Annotated in this window: 19 protein-coding genes; 2 read left to right on the plus strand and 17 right to left on the minus strand. The window is 61.1% G+C overall.

The features are described 5' to 3' along the window. Position 1 precedes the first annotated feature (1 nt). A complete protein-coding gene (istB, locus tag DUPY_RS05110) occupies positions 2-766 on the plus strand; it encodes an IS21-like element helper ATPase IstB (protein WP_070246758.1) in 765 nt (254 codons plus the stop codon). Positions 767-1,377: 611 nt separating this feature from the next. On the opposite strand, the gene DUPY_RS05115 is transcribed toward istB, so the two are convergent. The 3 genes from DUPY_RS05115 to DUPY_RS05125 all read right to left on the minus strand — a co-directional run bounded on the left by DUPY_RS05115 (position 1,378) and on the right by DUPY_RS05125 (position 4,316). Further along, positions 1,378-2,328 carry a DNA-3-methyladenine glycosylase 2 gene (locus DUPY_RS05115; RefSeq protein ID WP_070246759.1) on the minus strand — a complete coding sequence of 317 codons (951 nt, stop codon included), beginning with the start codon at positions 2,326-2,328 and terminating at the stop codon, positions 1,378-1,380. Continuing rightward, complete coding sequence (locus DUPY_RS05120) at positions 2,328-3,224, minus strand: DMT family transporter (RefSeq protein ID WP_070246760.1); 897 nt, start codon at positions 3,222-3,224, stop codon at positions 2,328-2,330. Before DUPY_RS05120 ends, DUPY_RS05115 begins: the two co-directional genes overlap by 1 nt. Before the next feature lie 69 nt (positions 3,225-3,293). After that, positions 3,294-4,316: an XdhC family protein gene (locus DUPY_RS05125; protein WP_070246761.1), complete on the minus strand. Its 1,023-nt coding sequence runs from the start codon at positions 4,314-4,316 to the stop codon at positions 3,294-3,296. Between the two features lie 44 nt (positions 4,317-4,360). Here DUPY_RS05125 and DUPY_RS28315 point away from each other — a divergent pair, with 44 nt between their 5' ends. Continuing rightward, positions 4,361-4,516, plus strand: coding sequence for a hypothetical protein (locus DUPY_RS28315; RefSeq protein WP_167359032.1), 156 nt, complete (start codon positions 4,361-4,363; stop codon positions 4,514-4,516). Between the two features lie 3 nt (positions 4,517-4,519). On the opposite strand, the gene DUPY_RS05130 is transcribed toward DUPY_RS28315, so the two are convergent. From DUPY_RS05130 to DUPY_RS05200, 14 genes are all read right to left on the minus strand, one after another. After that, positions 4,520-4,930 (minus strand): surface-adhesin E family protein, encoded by a 411-nt coding sequence (locus DUPY_RS05130; RefSeq protein ID WP_070246762.1) that lies wholly within the window; start codon positions 4,928-4,930, stop codon positions 4,520-4,522. Positions 4,931-4,939: 9 nt separating this feature from the next. Next, entirely contained in the window at positions 4,940-6,037 is a 1,098-nt protein-coding gene (locus tag DUPY_RS05135; RefSeq protein WP_070246763.1) for a M48 family metallopeptidase, read from the minus strand. 17 nt (positions 6,038-6,054) lie between these two features. Next, positions 6,055-6,504 carry a dUTP diphosphatase gene (gene dut, locus DUPY_RS05140; RefSeq protein ID WP_070246764.1) on the minus strand — a complete coding sequence of 150 codons (450 nt, stop codon included), beginning with the start codon at positions 6,502-6,504 and terminating at the stop codon, positions 6,055-6,057. Positions 6,505-6,506: 2 nt separating this feature from the next. Then, positions 6,507-7,730: a bifunctional phosphopantothenoylcysteine decarboxylase/phosphopantothenate--cysteine ligase CoaBC gene (gene coaBC, locus DUPY_RS05145; RefSeq protein ID WP_070246765.1), complete on the minus strand. Its 1,224-nt coding sequence runs from the start codon at positions 7,728-7,730 to the stop codon at positions 6,507-6,509. Between the two features lie 11 nt (positions 7,731-7,741). After that, entirely contained in the window at positions 7,742-8,245 is a 504-nt protein-coding gene (gene lspA / locus DUPY_RS05150; RefSeq protein WP_070246766.1) for a signal peptidase II, read from the minus strand. Positions 8,246-8,337: 92 nt separating this feature from the next. Continuing rightward, entirely contained in the window at positions 8,338-11,220 is a 2,883-nt protein-coding gene (ileS, locus tag DUPY_RS05155) for an isoleucine--tRNA ligase (protein WP_070246767.1), read from the minus strand. Positions 11,221-11,283: 63 nt separating this feature from the next. Beyond that, positions 11,284-12,267 carry a bifunctional riboflavin kinase/FAD synthetase gene (locus DUPY_RS05160; RefSeq protein ID WP_070246768.1) on the minus strand — a complete coding sequence of 328 codons (984 nt, stop codon included), beginning with the start codon at positions 12,265-12,267 and terminating at the stop codon, positions 11,284-11,286. 244 nt (positions 12,268-12,511) lie between these two features. Continuing rightward, positions 12,512-13,732, minus strand: coding sequence for a tetratricopeptide repeat protein (locus DUPY_RS05165; protein ID WP_229255245.1), 1,221 nt, complete (start codon positions 13,730-13,732; stop codon positions 12,512-12,514). Between the two features lie 71 nt (positions 13,733-13,803). Continuing rightward, positions 13,804-14,232: an ExbD/TolR family protein gene (locus tag DUPY_RS05170; RefSeq protein WP_208599999.1), complete on the minus strand. Its 429-nt coding sequence runs from the start codon at positions 14,230-14,232 to the stop codon at positions 13,804-13,806. A gap of 60 nt (positions 14,233-14,292) precedes the next feature. Continuing rightward, positions 14,293-14,721 carry an ExbD/TolR family protein gene (locus tag DUPY_RS05175; RefSeq protein WP_056140820.1) on the minus strand — a complete coding sequence of 143 codons (429 nt, stop codon included), beginning with the start codon at positions 14,719-14,721 and terminating at the stop codon, positions 14,293-14,295. 6 nt (positions 14,722-14,727) lie between these two features. Continuing rightward, positions 14,728-15,666 (minus strand): MotA/TolQ/ExbB proton channel family protein, encoded by a 939-nt coding sequence (locus DUPY_RS05180; RefSeq protein ID WP_141749427.1) that lies wholly within the window; start codon positions 15,664-15,666, stop codon positions 14,728-14,730. An 88-nt stretch (positions 15,667-15,754) separates the two neighbouring features. Then, a complete protein-coding gene (locus DUPY_RS05190) occupies positions 15,755-16,420 on the minus strand; it encodes an energy transducer TonB (protein ID WP_070246771.1) in 666 nt (221 codons plus the stop codon). Between the two features lie 543 nt (positions 16,421-16,963). Continuing rightward, positions 16,964-18,538, minus strand: coding sequence for a SpoVR family protein (locus DUPY_RS05195; protein WP_070246772.1), 1,575 nt, complete (start codon positions 18,536-18,538; stop codon positions 16,964-16,966). Next, positions 18,535-19,812: a YeaH/YhbH family protein gene (locus DUPY_RS05200; protein WP_070246773.1), complete on the minus strand. Its 1,278-nt coding sequence runs from the start codon at positions 19,810-19,812 to the stop codon at positions 18,535-18,537. The genes DUPY_RS05195 and DUPY_RS05200 overlap by 4 nt, the downstream gene beginning before the upstream one ends. Between the last annotated feature and the right edge of the window lie 24 nt (positions 19,813-19,836).

Genomic DNA, 19,836 nt, shown 5'->3' on the forward strand with positions numbered 1-19,836 from the left:
GATGATGCACACCACCCTGGCGCAGCTGCGCACACTGAAACTCGACGGCCTGGCCGCCGGCCTGGAAGAGCAACTGGCCCAACATGGGTTGGGCGCGTTGAGTTTCGAAGAGCGCCTGGCGCTGCTGATCGACCGCGAAGTCCACGCCCGCAATGACCGTAAGCTGGCGCGACTGCTCAAGAATGCGCACCTCAAATATGGCCAGGCCGCCATCGAGGACATCGACGCGCGCGCCGGTCGCGGCATCGACCGGCGCGAGGTCATGAGCCTGGCCCTGGGGGACTGGGTCAGCGCCGGCCACAGCGTGCTGGTGACCGGCCCCACCGGCGCCGGCAAATCATGGCTGGCCTGTGCGCTGGCGCAGTACGCCTGCCGGCGTGGGTACTCGGCGATCTACCAGCGCGTACCACGCTTGCAGGAAGAGCTGCGCATCCGCCACGGCAGCGGCGCCTTCGGCAAATGGTTGCTGCAACTGGCCAAGACCGACGTCCTGGTGCTCGACGACTGGGGCATGGGGACCATCGACAGCATGACGCGCTCGGATCTACTGGAGATCATCGACGACCGCGCCGGCAACAAGGCCACCATCATCACCAGCCAACTGCCAGTCGAACACTGGCATGCATGGATCGGCGACGCCACCATCGCCGACGCTATCTTGGACCGCGTCATGCAGCGCAATCACCGCTTCACGCTGACCGGCGACTCGCTGCGTGCCCAGCGACCTAAAACAGCCAAAAAGGAGAAAAATATCGACCCATCGTGACCGCACCGACTACAATTTAACCGCGTAACACCATCTCATGCGCAAGTGGGCACGATAGACCGGAATGGGTGGGCACGTTCACCGAAATACGCAAGCAACCTCCAACCTAACGGAACGTAGTGGCCTTTCGCTAACGAAGAATTGGGATGGGCCTTTGCCATCCATTCGAAGAAATTCGACGCGAGAACAATGCCAACCACGAACGACATCAGCGGAAATAAGGGATTCCAAGGCGTTCCCAGTTTGAGGGCGACAAATACCAGTGCCATGGCTATCCCCAAACCTATCAAGAATGCCACAACTGAACGGGTGCTTTGCATTGACAACCTCCTTGTTGATTTATTTGCATTTCAATATAGCATGTATAACTTTGGCAAGTAAACCAAAAAGTGATACACTTTGTGCCACACCCTTGAACCCAGCTCCCGGAAGCCACAATCCGCGATTGCCCTTTAGGTTCAATGGCTTGACCTGAACAGAGCCCTGCCGAGACACTCATCCTGTCCCCGCAACCAAATACTAAAACCGCTGATTCCGAAAGGAGTCAGCGGCTTTTTCATTTGTACCGCTGGCTTTGCAATAAGTTGGCGACCTTTGATGTACCCTGCGGCCTATTCCTTGTCTGCTAGCGGATGCAAGCTGGCCCACAAGTGTGCTGCCGCCATGGTCCGGTGCGGCGCGTAGCGCGCCAGCAGTTGCTCGGTGCGGGCCATATCAGGTTTTACTTCCTCATTCAGCAGCGCCTGCAAGGCCGCGCGGATGGCGACGTCGCCGTGCAGCGAGCAGTCGGCGTCGCCGTAGCCGCGCAGCAGGCCGTAGTTGACGGTCCACGGGCCGATGCCTTTCACCGCCAAGAGTGCCGCCGAGATCTGTTCGATGCTGTTGGCCGGCGACAGCGCCAGGTCGAGCGCGCCGCTGTCCACCAACCGCGCCAGCCGCAACAACGTTTCCCCTTTCGCGCGCGAAAATTTACGGGCCAGCAGCGCATCCAGTTCCAGCGCGGCCACGTCCTGTGGCCCCGGATAGCACCACGAGCCGCTGCTGTGGCGGCGCCCGGCCAGCTGTATCAGCGTGCGGCGCAGCGCGATGGCGAACGACAGGTTGATCTGCTGGCCGATGACGGCCCAGGTCAGGGCCTCGAACACGGTGGCCGACTGCACGATCAGCAGCCCCGGTTGCGCGCGCACCAGGTCGCCCAGCAGCGCATCGTCGGCGGCAAACGCGCAAAACGGCGCCGGGTCGATGCGCAGGCCCAGGATATTGAGGATGGCGTCATGTGCTTGTACTTCCACGCGGCGGCGCACGGCGGCGGATAGTTTGCCGTTGGCGTGTACCGTGCACACTGCGCGGCCGGGCGCGCCGAGACTGTCTCTGGAAGAGCCGAACCGGCCTTCGAAAGCCACGTCGAGCAGCACCGGCACGCCATCGAGCATCACACCCTTGCGCAGCCGATGCGCTTCAACCTGCTCGGCCACCGCTTCGGTATCGCGGCGATGGAAAGCCAGCACGTCATGCAGCCGATAGCCGGGCGCCAGGTCCAGCGTGAAGGTGAAGCCGGCCATCAGGCGCGGGCCTTGCGCAGCGCGCCGAAATTCGGGCGAAAGCCCGTCACCAGCGCGGTGCCGACGACCACGATGCCGGCGCCGACGATGGTGTACCAGTACAACGACTCGCCCAGGAACAGCACGCCCCACAGGATGCCGAACAGGGGACTCAGGAACGTCACGGTCAGCGCCGACGACGGTCCCACGTCCTGGATCAGGCGGAAATAGATCAGGTAAGCCACGCCGCTGCACAGCACGCCCAGCGCGATCACCGCACCCATGACGCCGATGGTGGGCGAGGCCGGCGCCGGGAAGAACGGTACCACCGGCAGCACCAGCAGCACCGACGCCCACATCGAACCATGGGCATTGGCGAACGGCTCCACGCCCTGGGCGCTGGCCGCGCTGCGCGTGTAGTTGCTGGCCACGCCGTACATGAACGAGGCGCACAGCACGGCCACGATGGCGATGCCGGCGCCCGGCTTGGACGCAACATGGTCGAAGCCCACCAGCAGCGCCACACCGCACGCGCCAAGCAGCAGGCCGATGGCCACCTTGGGCGTGATCGGGTGGCGCGACCATACCGCTGCGATCAGCGTGCCCCACAGCGGCGTGCTGGCGTTGAGCACCGCCATCAGCGACACCGACAGCGTGCGCGCGGCAAATGCGAACAGCAGGAACGGCAGCGCGGAATTGAGCAGTCCCAGGATCAGGTAATGCTTCCAGTGCCGGCGCAAGGCCAGCGGCTTTTTCAGCACCAGCGCCATCACGCCCAGGAACAGGGCGGCAAACAGCACGCGGTATTCGATCAGCACAGGCGCACCCAGCACGGGCGCGGCGATGCGCATGAAGAGGAAGGAGCCGCCCCAGATGGCGGCGAGGAAGATCAGGCGGAGGAGGTTGGCTGTGCTCATGCTGCCATTGTCCCGCAGCGGGATGGAGAATGCCAGCCGGTTATTGCTTTTATCGTCACAGCTGGCTGGTTAAACCGCGCCCGTCTCCACCACGCACACCTCGGCGCCTGGCGCCGTCGGTGCTGCTGAATGCGGCACCAGCATCCCGGTCGGCACGCCGTTCTTGGTCGCTGTCAGTTCGGCCAGGATCGAGATGGCGATTTCCGATGGCGTCTTGCTGCCGATGTACAGGCCAATCGGCCCGTGCAGGCGCGCCAGTTGTGCCGGCGTCAGATCGAACTGCAGCAGCCGCTCGCGGCGCTTGCTGTTGTTCAGGCGCGAGCCGATGGCGCCCACGTAAAACGCGTCGGACTTCAGCGCTTCCATCAGCGCCAGGTCGTCGAGCTTGGGATCGTGGGTGAGCGCCACGACCGCGCTGCGGTGGTCGAGCCGCATGGCGGTGACGATATCGTCGGGCATGTCGTGCACCAGTTGCACGCCGTCGACGTGCCAGCCGGCGCGGTATTCTTCGCGCGGGTCGCACACGGTCACGTGGTAGTCCATGGCCGTGGCAATCTGCGCCAGGAAGCGCGACAGCTGGCCGGCGCCGATGATCAGCAAGCGCCAGCGCGGGCCGTGCAGCGTGACCATGGCGCGCTCGCCCACCTGCATCTGCGCGCCGGGCGGCGCTGCCGACAATTCCACCGCACCGGTTTGCAGGTCGAGCCGGCGCTGCACCAGTTCGTGGCGGTCGAGCCGCGCGAGCAGCTCGGCGATGCGGCTGTGCTGCGCCAGCGGTTCGATCGCCAGTTCGATGGTGCCGCCGCACGGCAGACCGAAGCGGTGAGCTTCGTCGGCGGTGATGCCGTAGCTGACGATTTCGGGCGCGGTGCGGCTGATGCCGTGGTCGCGCACGCGCGCAATCAGGTCGTCTTCGATGCAGCCGCCGGAGACCGAGCCGATGACGGTGCCGTCCTCGCAAATGGCCAACGTGGCGCCGACCGGCCGCGGGCTGCTGCCCCAGGTCTTGATGACGGTAATGAGTTCGCAGCGGCGCCCGGAGGCGATCCATGCTGCGCTGGTTTTGAGTACTTCGAGGTCGATGCTGTCCATGGGTTGGAATATACTACGCCTCACTGAACCGTGCAGGGAACGCCATGACCGAACCGAACGATTACGAAGACGACAGCCAGGATGAAGAAGGTCCCAAGTTCGGCCGCCTGTTGCTGGTGCTGGTCGGCGTGGTGCTGCTGTGCGGGGTGCTCACCTGGTTGATGGCGACGGTATTTCCCGACTTCCCGAACTTCAGCTAATCGTTACGGCTTGCAGACGATAGCCAAGGCATTATCGTACGGGCTGTCCGGCACGATATCCTCGGCCGTAAACTTCTCGTACTTGTAGGTTTCCAGCGCCTCGCCCTTGCCCATGGCTTCCGGGTAGAACACCTGCGAGAGCAGGATCGTGGTGCGGTCCTCGCACGAATACAAATGCAGCGCTTTCACCGATTTGTACGGTTTGCCTTCGGGTGAGTTTTGCGTGCTGGCGAACGAGTGCAGCGACCACACCTTGCGCGTCTTGTCCTTCTTGATCACGCTGGCGCGGTCGATGTAATAGGCATTGCCGGCGCCGCCCGAGGCGCCGTTCACCCGGGCCCACTGCGCGGCCTGGGCGCTGCCAGCCGCCGCAAGCAATACGCACACCACGACCGACAGGGCAGATTTGTTCATCGATGACTCCTACGGCACCAGCGGTTTGTTGGAGGACTGCTTGCTGCGGATTTCGGCCACGGTCTTGTCGATCACGGACAGGCGGTAGTTTACAGCCGGGTGATTGGCCGTGTAGCCGTTCAGTACCGAGGCCGGATACTGCGTGGCCAGGCGCTGCCAGAACGCGCGCGCGCCAGCCGTGCTGTAGCCGGCGCGCGCCACCATGTACAGCGACAGGCGGTCGGCAGCGGCGTCAAGATCTTGCGGCATCGGCTTGACACCGGCGCTGCCGATCAGCATGGACGTATCGGGACGGATCGCCACCAGGTTGTCGATGATGCTGCCGACCGTGTAGGCCGAGCGCGTGGTGGCTGCATGGCCGAGGATGTTGTGGGCCATGTCCTTGGCCAGCACGTAGGCAATCGCTTCGTCGGACTGGGCGAAATTGACCATGCCACGCGTGATCAGCACGCGCTGGCCGTCGGAGTAGGCGTTGATGTTGTCAGCATTGCCGATGTCGATTTTAAAGGCGCAGGCGCGCGTGACGGGCAGCTTGAGCGGCACGTTGGCGTTCTTGCGCTCGACCATCAGGTTCAGGTTCTTGCTGCTGGAGGCGAGCGGACCGAGGATGCCGGCCGCCTGGGTTTCGGCGTTGGGACCGCGCGGCAGTTCCTTGCCTTCGGCTGCCAGCAGGATGTCGCCCTGTTTGAGGCCGGCCTTGGCGGCGCCGCTGCCGGCCAGTACGCTGGCCACTTCCAGGCGGTCGCCGTAGTTGAGCACTGCGGTGGCGGCGTCGACGTATTCGCCCGAGTACGAGTAGCGGTTCTTGGCGGTAAAGCCGAGCAGGTTGCGCGCTTGCGAGCGGCACAGGTCGGCGTTATTGATCAGCAGCGGGGCGGCGATGCGGTACAGGCGGTCTTGCAGCGCCACCATCTGGCCCAGTTCTTCGCGCGCCGCCGCCATCTTGGCGGTGACCACCGGCTGGTCCTGGTTGATGGTGCGGGCCACGACCGGCTCGGACGAGCTGTCGGTGGGGCGCACCGTGTAGGTGGTGCAGGCGGTGAGCAGGCACGCTGCCGCGACCAGAGACAATGATGCGAGTTTTGTCGAAGTGTGCTGCCGAGCCATCCTGAGTCTCCTGCTTTTTATTGTACGCCGGTGCTGCCGAAACCTCCGACACCACGCTCGCTGCTGTCAAATTCTTCCACCACGTTGAAGCCCACCTGCAGCACCGGCACGATGATCAGTTGCGCCAGGCGTTCCATCGGGTTCAGGGTGAAGGCGCTGTGGCCGCGATTCCAGGTCGAAATCATCAGCTGGCCCTGGTAATCGGAGTCGATCAAGCCTACCAGATTCCCGAGCACGATGCCGTTCTTGTGTCCCATGCCGCTGCGCGGCAGGATCATGGCGGCGTAGCCGGGATTGGCCACGTGGATCGCCAGGCCGGTGGGAATGAGCACGGTCTGGCCGGCTTCGATCACCAGCGGCGCATCGATGCAGGCGCGCAGGTCGAGACCGGCGGAGCCCGGGGTGGCGTAGGCCGGCATTTGGTCTTTCATGCGCGGGTCGAGGATTTTGACGTCGATGGTATTCATGTTTATTTGTCGAACAAGGAGTGCTGGGTAATGCGTTTGGAAATTTCGGAAATCAATTGGCGCGCCAGCGTGAGCTTGTCGGCGCGCGGCAGGATGGTGTGGCCGTTTTCGTCGAACAGGATGATGGTGTTGTCGTCCTGGCCGAAGGTGTGATGGCCGATGTTACCGACCAACAGCGGAATACCTTTTTTCTCGCGCTTGTCAGCGCCGAACTGCACCAGGTTTTCCGACTCGGCGGCAAAGCCCACGCAATACGGGTGACCGGCCAGCGAGGTGCGCGCCGCCACTGTGGCCAGGATGTCCGGGTTCTGCTCGAACTTGAGGTCGGGCACCGAGCCGTCCGGGTTCTTTTTCAGCTTCTGTTCGCTGGCGTTCGAGATGCGCCAGTCGGCCACCGCTGCCACCGCGATGAAGATGTGCTGGTGGTCGACATTGGCCATCACCGCGTCGTGCATCTGCATCGCGCTTTGCACATTGATGCGCTGCACGCCGAACGGCGCCGGCAGGGCGGTGGGGCCCGAGACCAGCACCACTTCGGCGCCGGCTTCGCGCGCTGCGCGCGCCACGGCGTAACCCATTTTGCCCGACGACAGATTGGTGATGCCGCGCACCGGGTCGATCGCTTCAAAAGTAGGACCGGCCGTGATCAGGATGCGTTTACCGGCCAGCACCTTGGGCTGGAACGACGCGATCAGTTCTTCGAGCAACTGCGCCGGTTCGAGCATGCGGCCCATGCCGACTTCGCCGCAGGCCTGGTCGCCGGCGGCCGGACCGAAGATGACGATGCCGTCTTCCTCCAGCTGGCGGGCGTTGCGGCCGGTGGCGGGGTTCTGCCACATTTCCACGTTCATGGCCGGCGCGATCAACAGCGGCACATGGCGCGGACGCGCCAGGCACATGGTCGAGAGCAGGTCGTCACACACGCCGTGCGCCAGCTTGGCCATGAAGTCGGCCGAGCAGGGCGCGATCATGATCGCGTCCGCGTGGCGGGTGACATCGATGTGGGCCATGTTGTTGTCCACGCGCGGGTCCCACTGGCTCGAATACACCTTGTTGCCGGACAGCGCCTGCATGGTCACGGCCGTGATGAAATGCTCGGCAGCGTCGGTCATCACTACCTGCACCGAGGCGCCGGCCTTGGTCAGTGCGCGGCACAGTTCCGCCGACTTGTAGCACGCTACGCCGCCGGACAGGCCCAGCACGATTTTCTTGCCGCTCAATTCCATGCGATGCCCCTTTATTTATTAACCCTACGCAGCTCATCGAGGATGAACAGCGCGGCGCCGACGCAGATCGCCGCATCGGCGACATTGAACGCCGGGAAATGGCCCAGGCCTTCCCAGTGAAAATCGAGGAAGTCCACGACATGACCATACACCACGCGGTCGATCACGTTGCCCAGCGCGCCGCCCAGTACCAGCGTGAGCGCCCACGAGAACATGCGCTGGCCGCCGTGCTTTTTCAGCAGGTAGATTATGTAGGCGGCCGCCGCCAGGCCGATGGCGGTGAAGAAGTGGCGCTGCCAGCCGCCGGCGTCGTGCAGGAAGCTGAAGGCGGCGCCTTTGTTATAGGCCAGCACCAGGTTGAAGAACGACGTGATGACCTTTTCCTCGCCCAACTGGAAGGTGCGGGTGATGGTGATCTTGGTGAGCTGGTCGATCAGGATGATGATGAAGGCGATGCCCAGCCACGGCGTCAGGCTGGCCGAGGATTTGGACGGGAAGATTTTTTTGGTGGCCATATAAATATCAGGGAAAATCCGGTGGCGTCATCCCCGCCTGCGCGGGAATGACGGTTCATGCGTTGGCGGCGATGCGCATTGCCGCGCACAGTTTAAGCGAACTTGCGCTGTTCGCCCGCACCAAACAGGTTGCTGTAGCAGCGACCGCACAGGGAAGGGTGGTCGGCGTGGCTGCCCACGTCGGCGCGGTAGTGCCAGCAGCGCTCGCACTTCTCGGCCGTCGATGCGGCCACCGCCACCACTTCTTCCGCTTCGGTCGATACTTCGGTCACCTGCGCGGCCGACGTGATGAACACGAATTTCAGGTCGTCGTCCAGGCTGGCCAGCAGTTTGTACTTGTCACCCGACGCCTTGATCGCCAGCTCCGCCTGCAGCGACGAGCCGATCGCGCCCGAGGTGCGCAGGTCTTCCAGCTGCTTGGTGACGTCGGTGCGCACCGTGCGCAGCGCCGTGTACTTGGCCAGCAGCGCGCCGGCGTCGGCCTGCTGCGGCAGCTGCCACCAGGTTTGCGTGAAGATGGTCTCGTCGCTGGTGGCGTACGCTTCGGCGCCGGCAAAGATCGCCCACGCTTCTTCGGCGGTGAACGACAGCGCCGGGGCCATCACGCGCAGCAGGCTTTGCGTGATGTGCCACAGCGCGGTCTGCGCCGAACGGCGCGCCGGCGAATCGACAGCGGACGTGTACAGGCGGTCCTTCAAGATGTCGAGGTAGAAGCCACCGAGGTCTTCCGAGCAGTAGTTCTGCAGCTTGGAGTACACGGGCTGGAACTCGTAGCGGGCGTAGTGCTGGGCGATTTCTTCCTGCAGCGCGGCCATGTTGGCGATCGCGTAGCGGTCGATTTCCAGCATCTGTTCGACCGGCACGGCGTGCTGCGCCTGGTCGAAGTCGGACGTGTTGGCCAGCAGGAAGCGCAGCGTGTTGCGGATGCGGCGATACGCTTCGGTCACGCGCTTCAAGATCTCGTCGGAGATCGACAGCTCGCCGGTGTAGTCGGTGGTGGCAATCCACAGGCGCAGGATGTCGGCACCCAGCGTGTCGGAGATCTTTTGCGGCGCCAGCGTGTTACCGAGTGACTTCGACATCTTCTTGCCTTCGCCATCGACCGTGAAGCCGTGGGTGAGCAGCGCCTTGTACGGCGGTTTGCCGTCCAACATCGAGGCGGTCAGCAGCGACGAATGGAACCAGCCGCGGTGCTGGTCCGAGCCTTCCAGGTACAGGTCGGCCGGGAACGCCAGCTGTTCCTTGTGCGAGCCGCGCAGCACGGTTTGATGGGTCACGCCCGAGTCGAACCACACGTCCAGCGTGTCCTTGTTCTTCTCGTAGCTGGCCGCTTCATCGCCGAGCAGGTCTTTCAGGTCGAGCGCCAGCCAGGCGTCGATGCCGCCCTGCTCGATGCGCTGGGCGACTTGCTCGAGCAGCTCCGGCGTGCGCGGATGCAGCGCACCGGTTTCCTTGTGCACGATGAAGGCCATCGGCACACCCCACTGGCGCTGGCGCGACAGGGTCCAGTCGGGACGGTTGGCGATCATGCCGTGCAGGCGCGCCTTGCCCCAGTCGGGGAAGAATTCGGTTTGCTCGATGCCGGCCAGCGCGGTTTCGCGCAGGGTGGCGCCGCCGTCGGCAGGCGTCACGTCCATGCCCGCGAACCACTGCGACGTGGCGCGGTAGATGATCGGGGTTTTATGGCGCCAGCAGTGCATGTAGCTGTGGGCGAACATCTTCAGTTCGAACAGCGCGCCTGCTTCGCGCAGGGCGTCGCAGATCGGCTTCGAGGCTTCCCAGATGGTCAGGCCGCCGAACAGCGGCAGCGTGGACGCGAATTTGCCGTCGCCCATGACAGGCGTGAGCATCTGCTCGTCCTTCAGGCCATGCGCGCGGCACGAGATAAAGTCGTCGAGGCCATAGGCCGGCGCCGAGTGCACCACGCCGGTACCGCTCTCGGTGGTCACGTAGTCGGCCAGGTACACCGGCGACAGGCGGTCGAAGAACGGATCGGCTGCGTGCAGCGGGTGGCGGAAGCTGATGTTTTCCAGCGCCGCGCCCGGGGCGGTGGCAATCGTGGTGCCTTCGAGCTTGAAGCGCGCCAGCGACGACTCCACCAGGTCCTGCGCCAGGATCAAGAGCAGTGGCTGGCCGTCACGCTCGGTTTGCACCAGCGCGTAGGTCACTTCCGGGTTGACGTTGAGCGCCTGGTTGGACGGGATGGTCCACGGGGTGGTGGTCCAGATCACGATGAAGCCGTTCTCGGTCGGCAGCTGCGGCAGGTTGAAGGCAGCGGCGAGCGAGTCGAACTGGGCGAACTTGAAGCCGACGTCGATGGCCGGATCGCGCTTCTCGTGGTATTCCACTTCCGCCTCGGCCAGCGCCGACTGGCAGTCGAAGCACCAGTTCACCGGTTTCAGGCCACGGTACACATAGCCTTTTTCCAGCAGCTTGCCGAGCGCGCGCAGTTCGTCCGCCTCGTTCGAGTAGTTCATGGTCAGGTAAGGGTTCTGCCATTCTCCCAGCACGCCCAGGCGGATGAAGTCCTTGCGCTGGCGGTCCACCTGCTCGAGCGCGTAGGCGCGGGCCTTGGTCAGCACTTCGGCGGTCGGCAGGTTTTTGCCGTACAGTTTTTCGATCTGGATTTCGATCGGCATGCCGTGGCAATCCCAGCCCGGTACATACGGTGCGTCGAAGCCGGCCAGCGAGCGCGATTTGATCACCATGTCCTTGAGGATCTTGTTGACCGCGTGGCCCAGGTGGATGTCGCCGTTGGCATACGGCGGGCCGTCGTGCAGGATGAATTTCGGACGACCGGCAGCAGCCTTGCGCACGCGCTCGTAGATCTTCTTGTCCTGCCATTGCTGCACCCAGGTGGGCTCGCGCTTGGCCATGTCGCCGCGCATCGGGAACGGGGTTTCGGTCATGTTGACCGGGTATTTGCTCTCTGGCTTCTTGCTGTTTTTAGGGTTGTCGGATTTTGGATTGGACATGGGATTTCTTCAATAAGATTTCGGGGAATTCGGGGTAGCCGGCGCGCGTAGCTGGTCGCGCGCTCAAATTCGGTCGGTGGCCGAGGTGGCGCCGTCTTTAGCACCGTCGCGCCGGGCGAAATACGCGCGGGCGATGTCGGCGTCACGGTGGATGGCGGCCGTGAGCGTGGGCAGGTCGACGTATTTTTCTTCGTCGCGGATCTTTTGCAGAAATTCCACCCGCACCTGCTTGCCGTAGCAGTTCTGTGCGAAGTCGAAAATATGCACCTCGAGCAGCACGCGGCCGCTGTCGTCCACGGTCGGACGCACGCCGAGGCTGGCCACGGCCGCCAGCGGCTGGTCCGCCAGGCCATGTACCTGGACGATGAAGATGCCCATCAGGGCGGGGCGGTGCGGCACCCGTAAATTCAGGGTGGGGAAACCCAGCGTGCGGCCGAGCTTCTGGCCATGGATCACGTGGCCGGACATGGCGTACGGGTGGCCCAGCAGCGCCTCGGCGCGGATAAAGTCGCCTTCAGCCAGCGCGGTGCGCACGGCCGACGACGAGATGCGGGTGGCGCCGTTCATCACGGTGGGCAGTGTTTCGACGTGGAAGCCGTAGCGTTGGCCCGCTTCCTGCAGCATCTGCACATTGCCGGCGCGGCGCGCGCCGTAGCAAAAGTCGTCGCCCACCATCAGCCACTTCACGTGCAGCCCTTCGACCAGCACCTGCTCGGTGAATTGCTGTGGCGTGAGAGCGGCAAACGACGATGAAAAATGTTCGACGATCACGCGGTCGATGCCGTTGTCGGACAGCGATTGCAGCTTGTCGCGCAGGTTGGCGATGCGGGCCGGCGCGCGTGTCAGGTCACCCGACTTTTGTGCGAAGAATTCGCGCGGGTGCGGCTCGAACGTCATCACGGCCGCTTCGAGCCCGAGATCGCCGGCAGCTTCGCGCACGCGGGCCAGCAGGGCCTGGTGGCCCAGGTGGACACCGTCGAAATTGCCGATCGTGAGTGCGCACGGCGCCCGCGATGCCGCGTTGGGAAGACCTCGAAATACCTTCATGGGATTATGCTGGAACTGGCGCTAAATGGAAGATTATACGTGAGCGGGGGGGAGGGTGGAAAAGATGCAAAAAAGATGAAAAAAAAGCGCTGTTTGCCGGAGCAAACGGCGCTTCATTTATCTTAAGGGACTCTCTAAAACCGTAGCGAGCGGCTGGATATCGTCTTGAGTAGCGCAAGCGTACATGAGTACGCTGAGCAACGGAAAGGCGATAGGCAGTCGCGCAGTAGGTTTTAGAAGTTCCTTACGAGTGGTTCAGGCTGATGGTCCAGTAACGGGCCAGGTCAGCGGTCCCGTCCGTGCCTTTGACCGTCTTGAAGGTGGACAGTGCAGCAGCTTTCTTGCCGGCGACCGATTGCGCGATACCGTAATGCAGCTTGATCGCTTCCGGATTGCGGCCGGTGCCCAGTTTGACAGCCTGGTCCATCAGGGCCAGGCCCTTGTCGGCTTTACCATCGGACACCAGGGCATAGCCCAGGTTGGCCAATGCGTCGGCATCCTTGGCTTTGACTGCTTCAGCTTCGGCAGCGGCCAGCTTGCCAGCGAACTCGGCCTGGGTCTTGGTGGCCAGGTCTTTCAGGCGCTGGTGGCGCGGTGCGTCGGTACCGGTGCCCAGGGCGCCTTTTTTGTAGCCTTCGTTGATGATTTTCAGCGCTTCAGCTGGATTGCCGGCTTGCAGTGCCAGCTGGCTCATTTCCATGTATTCGGAAGGCTTGCTCAGCAGGCCATTGGCCAGGCGCAAGCGCAATACGTCGAGCGACAGCGTGGACGAGTAGCCAGGCTTGGCTTGTACGCGTTGCAGCAGGTCGGCCCAGGTCTGTGGCTTCGGATAGCTCGCTGCCATGCGTTCCAGGGTCTGCACGTAACCGGCCTTGTCGTTCTGCTTGAGCTGGATGTTGGCCAGCATGCCCAGTTGGGCTTCGTTCAGGTTCTTTTGCGACGACAGTTCCTTGGCTGCTTCAGCGTACTTGCCGCTGATGTAGTAGGTCTGGATCAGCAGTTCCTTCATGGCGCCGTCGTTGGGATTGTCCTTGAGTGCGCGGTTGATCCAGGTGATCGCTTTTGGGTAGTCCTTGATGCGGTAGTAGATACCGGCCAGGGCCTGGGTGAATTTCGGTTGTTCGGCAGCGGACAGCTTGCCGGAATTGATCACGCTTTCGAAGGCTTTGGCGGCCGTGTCGTAATCGCCTGCGGCCGACGCGGCGGAGGCGCGCGTGCGTTCGATCAGGTACGTGTCGTTGGCGGATTTGTTACCGACCGAGTCGGTTTTGCGCAGTTCTGCGAGTGCTTCCTTGTTTTTTCCTGCCGCAGCCAGTTTCTGTGCTTCCTGCAATGGTTTGCCGATTTCAGCACGCACTGTTTCGGCCGCGAAGGCAACCGACGAAAAACCTGCCAGGGGAGCTGCTGCAGTAAAACCAATAGCGGCCATTACCAGGCCGAGATGAGCGAGACGAAACTTGGTCATGGGTAAGTTTTCTTTCTTCAAAATGCGAAATAGGCAGGAATGGTCCTGCCTATCGTTGAACATAGAACTAATTATTGGAACTGTTCGTTGCCGACCAGGCCAATCTTGGTCACGCCGAGGCGCTGAGCCGAAGCCATAACACCAGCCACAACCTTGTACTCAACCAGCTTGTTCGGACGCAGATGCACTTCCGGCTGATCAGGTTGCGCTGCGACATCAGCCAGTTTCGCTTCCAGGGTACCGCGGTCAGGAATGACGTTGTTATCCCACAGAATCGTACCGTCGAAGTCGACGTCAATCGTGATGACCACTGGTTCCTTGGTCGATGGCGGCGGCGTACCGACCGGCATGTTCAAGTTCACCGAGTGGTTGGCTTTCGGAATCGTAATGATCAGCATGATAATCAGCACCAACATCACATCGATGAGGGGCGTCATATTCATTTCCATCATTGGTTCCGGATCCGCGCCTGCGGATGGGGAGCCGACATTCATACTCATGATGTTTCCTTTTTAGAAGGGCAGGCCTGGAGACCAGGCCTGCGCGGTGCACGGGTGGGTTTAACCCCGGTCAGGCGGTTCGGTGATGAAACCGACCTTCTGAATACCAGCGCGCTGGGTCGTGTAAATGACTTTGCCGATCGATTCGTAGCGTGTTTCTTGGTCGCCACGAACGTGAACTTCCGGCTGCGGCAATTTCACGGCCTCCACCTTCAGAAAATCGAACAACTCATTAGTGTCCCGCATTTTCTTCTGATTCCAGTAGATGTCGCCATCCTTGCTTACCACAATGTTGACATCTTCCGGTTTGGTCTGAATAACCTGGTTGTTTTCTTCTGGCAGCTTGATCTTGATCAGCTTCAGAACAACCGGGCTCGTGATCAGGAAGATAATCAGCAGAACCAACATGATGTCCACGAGGGGCGTCGTGTTGATTTCTGACATGACTTGATCTTCGTCTCCGCTATCGGAGCCTACGGACATCGACATGATTAATTACCCAATCTTTTTAGCGGCCATACGGGCAGCGTCGGAGGTGGACATTGCGCCCGAGATCAGCACGGAGTGAACGTCGGCCGAGAACGAACGGACATCTTCCATCGCGGTTTTGTTACGACGTACCAGCCAGTTGTAACCCAGAACGGCAGGAACCGCCACGAACAGACCGAAAGCGGTCATGATCAGTGCTTCACCGACTGGACCGGCAACCTTGTCGATCGATGCGTTACCCGACATGCCGATGGCGATCAGTGCATTGTAGATACCCCAAACGGTACCGAACAGACCGATGAACGGTGCGGTCGAACCAACGGTTGCCAGGAACGACAGGCCGTCTTGCAGACGCGATTGAACTTTGTCAACAGCGCGCTGGATCGACATGGTCACCCAGGTCGACAGGTCGATTTGTTCCAGCAGGGCGCCGTCGTGGTGCACGGTAGCCTTGGTGCCGGTTTCAGCGATGAAGCGGAATGGCGAGCCTTCTTTCAACGAAGCCGAACCTGCGGCGATCGACGAAGCTTTCCAGAACTTGGCGCTGGTTTCTTTCGATTGCTTGAAGATCTTCTGCTGGTCGATCAGTTTGACGATGATGATGTACCACGAACCCATCGACATGATGGTCAGGATGATCAGGGTAGCGCGCGAAACGAAGCCGCCGTCCCAAACTGCTTTGAAGCCGTATGGGTTTTCAACTTCTTCGTGGCCGGCTGCGCCGTGGGCTGCTGGTGCTGGTGCTGCTGCATCGGTTGCTGGGGCTGCTGGAGCTGCTGCATCGGCCGCTGGAGCCGCTGGTGCTGCTGCCGCATCCGCTGCTGGTGCCGAGGCTGCAGGGGCAGTCTCTTGTGCGTAAGCTGGTGCGCTGACCAGGGCGGCGGTTGCCGTCATGGAGAACATTACAGCGGCCAGTACAGCGGACAAACGGGTATTCTTAAACATGCTTCCTCCAAATTGATAAATAATCAGATCGCTGAACGTAATTGACAACGAAACTTACTTAAGTTGAGACGGTGCTGCTGCCTCGCTTTTACTCCAGCTTCCAGAGATATTGCATCGTCATCCACGCTTCTGTCGGCTTGCCGTCCGTCAGACCCGGTTTGAATTTGCACTTGCTGATACCAACAACTGCTGCCTTGTCCAGATCACGGAAACCCGAGGTTTTCACGATTTTGGAGTCGGCGACACGGCCATCGGTAGCAATCAGGAACGACAACGTCACCGTACCCGTTTCTTCGTTACGCAGCGACGATTTCGGCCACTCTGGCAAAGCGCAGGTGGAGAAGTCGGCGACTGCTGCCACGTTCGGTGGACCCGAGCGTGCAGGTGGTGCTGGCGGCGCCGTTGGTGCCGGCGGCGCCTTCACGATTTCCTTCGACGGCGGCGCCACATTGGTCGCATTCTGCAGGACGTTTTGTGGCGGCGGCGGTTGCTGCACGTTCACCTCGACTGGCGGGATGAATGGCGGCGGTGGAGCCTTCATTTCCGGCGGAGGTGGCGGTGGTGGGAGTTCCTTTGGAGGAGGAGGTGCTACTTCCTCGATGATCTTGGTCTCCACTGGAGCCACCATCTTGGCTACCAGGCGTGTGCCCAGGCCCGAAATGATCCCCCAAGCTACCAGGATGTGCAACAAAACGACAATGGTAATGCCTGTAAAGTTTTTCCCGGTACTTTTTTCGTTGTGCGTGAAATTCATGCCTGCTTTCTCCAATACCAACTCTTTTTGTTGCTACTAAACCCCAAAATGGCGACATAAAACAACAGCCGCATCCGGGACGTCGGCGAATTATACATACGAATTCTTGATTTTACATAGAATTTTCATCCCTAAAACCGGTTAAATTTCATCGGCTTTTGCTGCGTGTTAGCGCTCCCTTTGCACCAATATAGTACACGGGACCGCCCCTTGCAGCGCACAATTGGGGCAAGCCCCTCAGTGACATTACTTAGTTTTCCCTTAAGCGCATTTGCGGAATTTTATGCGTGTAACTTTACTACGCGCAGTTGATAATTCGGTCGCAGATGTTTCTTAAGTGAAACTACAAGTTACCCGGCACCGCAAAATGGTGCGGAAAGAAGTTGACTTCCTTCTGCGGCCATGCACTCCTAAAAAAAGAAACCGGGTGTCGAAGCTTGCGCTTCAGAACCCGGTCTCTTCCATGCAAGAGCCGTGCCCGTTTCCGGGCCCGTTCATGCCTAGCATAACAAGCACACTATAGAGATGTCCTACAGTTGTCAGTCAAAAGCGTGAGCGTTTCTCGCGTTTGACCTCCATGGCGCTGATCACTTCGCCGCCTGGCCCCGTTGTTTCGAGGTGGACGTCGAAGCCCCATAGCCGCGCCACGTGCTTGAGCACCTCGCCAGCCTGCTGATTCAGTGGCCGGCGCTGGAACTGGGTGTGGCGCAAGGTCAAGGCCCGGTCGTCGCGGGTGTTGACCGACCATACCTGGATATTCGGTTCTCTATTGCCGAGATTATATTGTTCTGCCAGCTGCTGGCGCACGTAACGATAGCCGAGGTCGTCATGGATGGCGGAAATCGCCAGTTTCTCGTTGTGATCGTCGTCGAGCACGGCAAAAAAGTGGAATTCCCGTATCAGCTTGGGCGACAGGTACTGGGCGATGAAGCTCTCGTCCTTGAAGTTGCGCATGGCAAAATCGAGCGTCTTGCGCCAGTCGCTGCCGGCAATGTCGGGGAACCATTCGCGGTCCTCGGCAGTGGGATGCTCGCAGATGCGGCGAATGTCGGTCATCATCGCAAAACCGAGTGCATACGGGTTGATGCCGTTGTAATAGGGACTGTGCACGGGCGGCTGGTACACCACGTTGGTATGGCTCTTTAAAAACTCCATCATGAAACCGTCGCCGATCACGCCCTCGTCGTACAACTGGTTGAGGATGGTGTAGTGCCAGAAGGTGGCCCAGCCCTCGTTCATGACCTGGGTTTGGCGCTGCGGGTAGAAGTACTGACTGATTTTGCGCACGATACGCACCATTTCGCGCTGCCAGGGTTCCAATAATGGTGCATATTTTTCGATAAAGTAGAGCAGGTTCTCTTCCGGCTCGGGCGGGAAGCGCTTGGCCGACTTGTTCACTTCCTCCTCTTCGCGCCGTGGCAGGGTACGCCACAGCTCGTTGATCTGCGACTGCACGTACGCTTCGCGCTCTTTCTGGCGTGCCCGTTCCTGCGCCAGCGACAGCTTGGCGGGGCGCTTGTAGCGATCGACGCCGTAATTCTGGATCGCGTGGCAGGAATCGAGCAGCAACTCGACCTCGTCGATACCGTAGCGCTGTTCGCATTCGGCAATGTAATTCTTGGCGAACACCATGTAATCGACGATGGCCTCGGCATCGGTCCAGGTACGGAACAAATAATTACCCTTGAAGAAGGAATTATGGCCGTAAGCCGCGTGGGCGATCACCAGCGCCTGCATGGTCAGGCTGTTTTCCTCCATTAGATAGGCGATGCACGGGTCGGAGTTGATGACGATTTCGTAGGCCAGGCCCATCTGGCCGCGCTTGTAGCCTTTTTCGGTACTGAGGAAATGCTTGCCGAACGACCAGTGGTTGTACGAGACCGGCATGCCGACCGACGTGTAGGCGTCCATCATCTGCTCGGCGGTGATGATCTCGAGCTGGTTGGGATAGGTGTCGAGGCCGAAGTTTTCCGCCACCCGGCGAATTTCGGCGTGGATTTGTTCGATCAGCTCGAACGTCCATTCCGATTGCTCGGGCAGGGCGTTCGGGTGACGCGACTTGGGTTCGCGGTCGCGCGGGCCCGGCGTGGGCGTGGCGGGGTGGGTCATGTCGTTCATGATTTTGCCTGCTTCTTGAACAGTTCGCGAAATACCGGGTAAATGTCGGCCGGCGTGACGATTTTTTGCATGGCAAAGTGCGGATGGTGGTCGGGCACCTGCGAATATTGCTCCCACAGGTTTTGCGGCGGCCCGTCGGTAATCTCCACGTAGGTGTAGTACTGCACCTTGGGCATGATGGTATTGGTCAGTAATTGCCGGCACAGCACCGAGTCGTTGTCCCAGTTGTCGCCGTCAGACGCTTGCGCCACGTAGCTGTTCCAGCTGCCGGCGCCGTAGCGCTCGTCGATGATCTTGTCGAGCAGGTGCAGGGCCGAGGAGACCACGGTGCCGCCCGATTCGCGCGAGTGGAAGAATTCTTCCTCGTCCACTTCGGACGCAGCCGTATGGTGGCGGATGAACACCACTTCGATCTTGTCGTACACGCGCTTGAGAAACAAATACAGCAGGATGAAGAAGCGCTTGGCAGTGTCCTTGCGGGTTTCATCCATGGAGCCGGAGACGTCCATGATGCAGAACATCACGGCCTGGGTCATCGGCTTCGGCACCTTGATGCGGTTGCTGTAGCGCAGGTCGAACGGGTCGATATACGGAATCGCCGCGAGCCGCGTGTGCAGGTGGTGGATCAGCTTGCGCAGCTCGGCCACCAGGATCGAATCCTCCAGGTCGGGCACCGGTTTATCGAGCAGCGCCTGCAGTTCTTCTTCCGCCTCGGCCAGGCGCTTGCGCGAATTGCCGCCGACGGCGATGCGCCGGCCCAGGGCGCCGCGCAAGGAACGCAGCACGTGGATGTTGGACGGCGTGCCGGAAATGTTATAGCCGGCGCGCTGGTTCTTGAACTCGGTAGTGGCGGTCAGCTGGGTCTTGACCATGTGCGGCAGTTCCAGGTCCTCGAAGAAATAGTTCATGAATTCTTCGCGCGACAGCTCGAAGATGAAATCGTCTTCGGTCATCTGGTCGCTATTGCCGGCCTTGCCACGACCGGCGCCACTGCCGCCCTTGGGCCGGTTCAGCTGGTCTCCCTTCTGGTATTCCTGGTTGCCGGGGCTGATGGTTTCCCACACCCCGCCATGGGCATGGCCGAACGACGGCTCGCCCACGTCCTTGACGGGAATGGATACTTTCTCGCCGCTTTCGATGTCGGTAATGGAGCGCCCCTTGATGGCGCGCCCCACCGCATCCTTGATCTGCGATTTGTAACGACGCAGGAAACGCTCGCGGTTGACTGCGGATTTGTTCTTGCCCTGCAAACGTCGGTCGATGAGGTGACTCAAAAGATACCCCCTTGATGTGTTTGG

Source organism: Duganella phyllosphaerae (assembly GCF_001758785.1).
Lineage (GTDB): Bacteria > Pseudomonadota > Gammaproteobacteria > Burkholderiales > Burkholderiaceae_D > Rugamonas > Rugamonas phyllosphaerae.

What these genes read in the sequence shown, in the direction of transcription:
- DUPY_RS05190 (WP_070246771.1), bottom strand. Translation starts at nt 16,420, where the DNA reads ATGAATTTCACGCACAACGAAAAAAGTACCGGGAAAAACTTTACAGGC.
- dut (WP_070246764.1), bottom strand. Translation starts at nt 6,504, where the DNA reads ATGAATACCATCGACGTCAAAATCCTCGACCCGCGCATGAAAGACCAA.
- DUPY_RS05115 (WP_070246759.1), bottom strand. Translation starts at nt 2,328, where the DNA reads ATGGCCGGCTTCACCTTCACGCTGGACCTGGCGCCCGGCTATCGGCTG.
- istB (WP_070246758.1), top strand. Translation starts at nt 2, where the DNA reads ATGATGCACACCACCCTGGCGCAGCTGCGCACACTGAAACTCGACGGC.
- DUPY_RS05195 (WP_070246772.1), bottom strand. Translation starts at nt 18,538, where the DNA reads ATGAACGACATGACCCACCCCGCCACGCCCACGCCGGGCCCGCGCGAC.
- ileS (WP_070246767.1), bottom strand. Translation starts at nt 11,220, where the DNA reads ATGTCCAATCCAAAATCCGACAACCCTAAAAACAGCAAGAAGCCAGAG.
- DUPY_RS05160 (WP_070246768.1), bottom strand. Translation starts at nt 12,267, where the DNA reads ATGAAGGTATTTCGAGGTCTTCCCAACGCGGCATCGCGGGCGCCGTGC.
- DUPY_RS05175 (WP_056140820.1), bottom strand. Translation starts at nt 14,721, where the DNA reads ATGTCGATGTCCGTAGGCTCCGATAGCGGAGACGAAGATCAAGTCATG.
- DUPY_RS05130 (WP_070246762.1), bottom strand. Translation starts at nt 4,930, where the DNA reads ATGAACAAATCTGCCCTGTCGGTCGTGGTGTGCGTATTGCTTGCGGCG.
- DUPY_RS05165 (WP_229255245.1), bottom strand. Translation starts at nt 13,732, where the DNA reads ATGACCAAGTTTCGTCTCGCTCATCTCGGCCTGGTAATGGCCGCTATT.
- DUPY_RS05120 (WP_070246760.1), bottom strand. Translation starts at nt 3,224, where the DNA reads ATGAGCACAGCCAACCTCCTCCGCCTGATCTTCCTCGCCGCCATCTGG.
- DUPY_RS05180 (WP_141749427.1), bottom strand. Translation starts at nt 15,666, where the DNA reads ATGTTTAAGAATACCCGTTTGTCCGCTGTACTGGCCGCTGTAATGTTC.
- DUPY_RS05170 (WP_208599999.1), bottom strand. Translation starts at nt 14,232, where the DNA reads ATGAGTATGAATGTCGGCTCCCCATCCGCAGGCGCGGATCCGGAACCA.
- coaBC (WP_070246765.1), bottom strand. Translation starts at nt 7,730, where the DNA reads ATGGAATTGAGCGGCAAGAAAATCGTGCTGGGCCTGTCCGGCGGCGTA.
- DUPY_RS05125 (WP_070246761.1), bottom strand. Translation starts at nt 4,316, where the DNA reads ATGGACAGCATCGACCTCGAAGTACTCAAAACCAGCGCAGCATGGATC.
- DUPY_RS05135 (WP_070246763.1), bottom strand. Translation starts at nt 6,037, where the DNA reads ATGGCTCGGCAGCACACTTCGACAAAACTCGCATCATTGTCTCTGGTC.
- DUPY_RS28315 (WP_167359032.1), top strand. Translation starts at nt 4,361, where the DNA reads ATGACCGAACCGAACGATTACGAAGACGACAGCCAGGATGAAGAAGGT.
- lspA (WP_070246766.1), bottom strand. Translation starts at nt 8,245, where the DNA reads ATGGCCACCAAAAAAATCTTCCCGTCCAAATCCTCGGCCAGCCTGACG.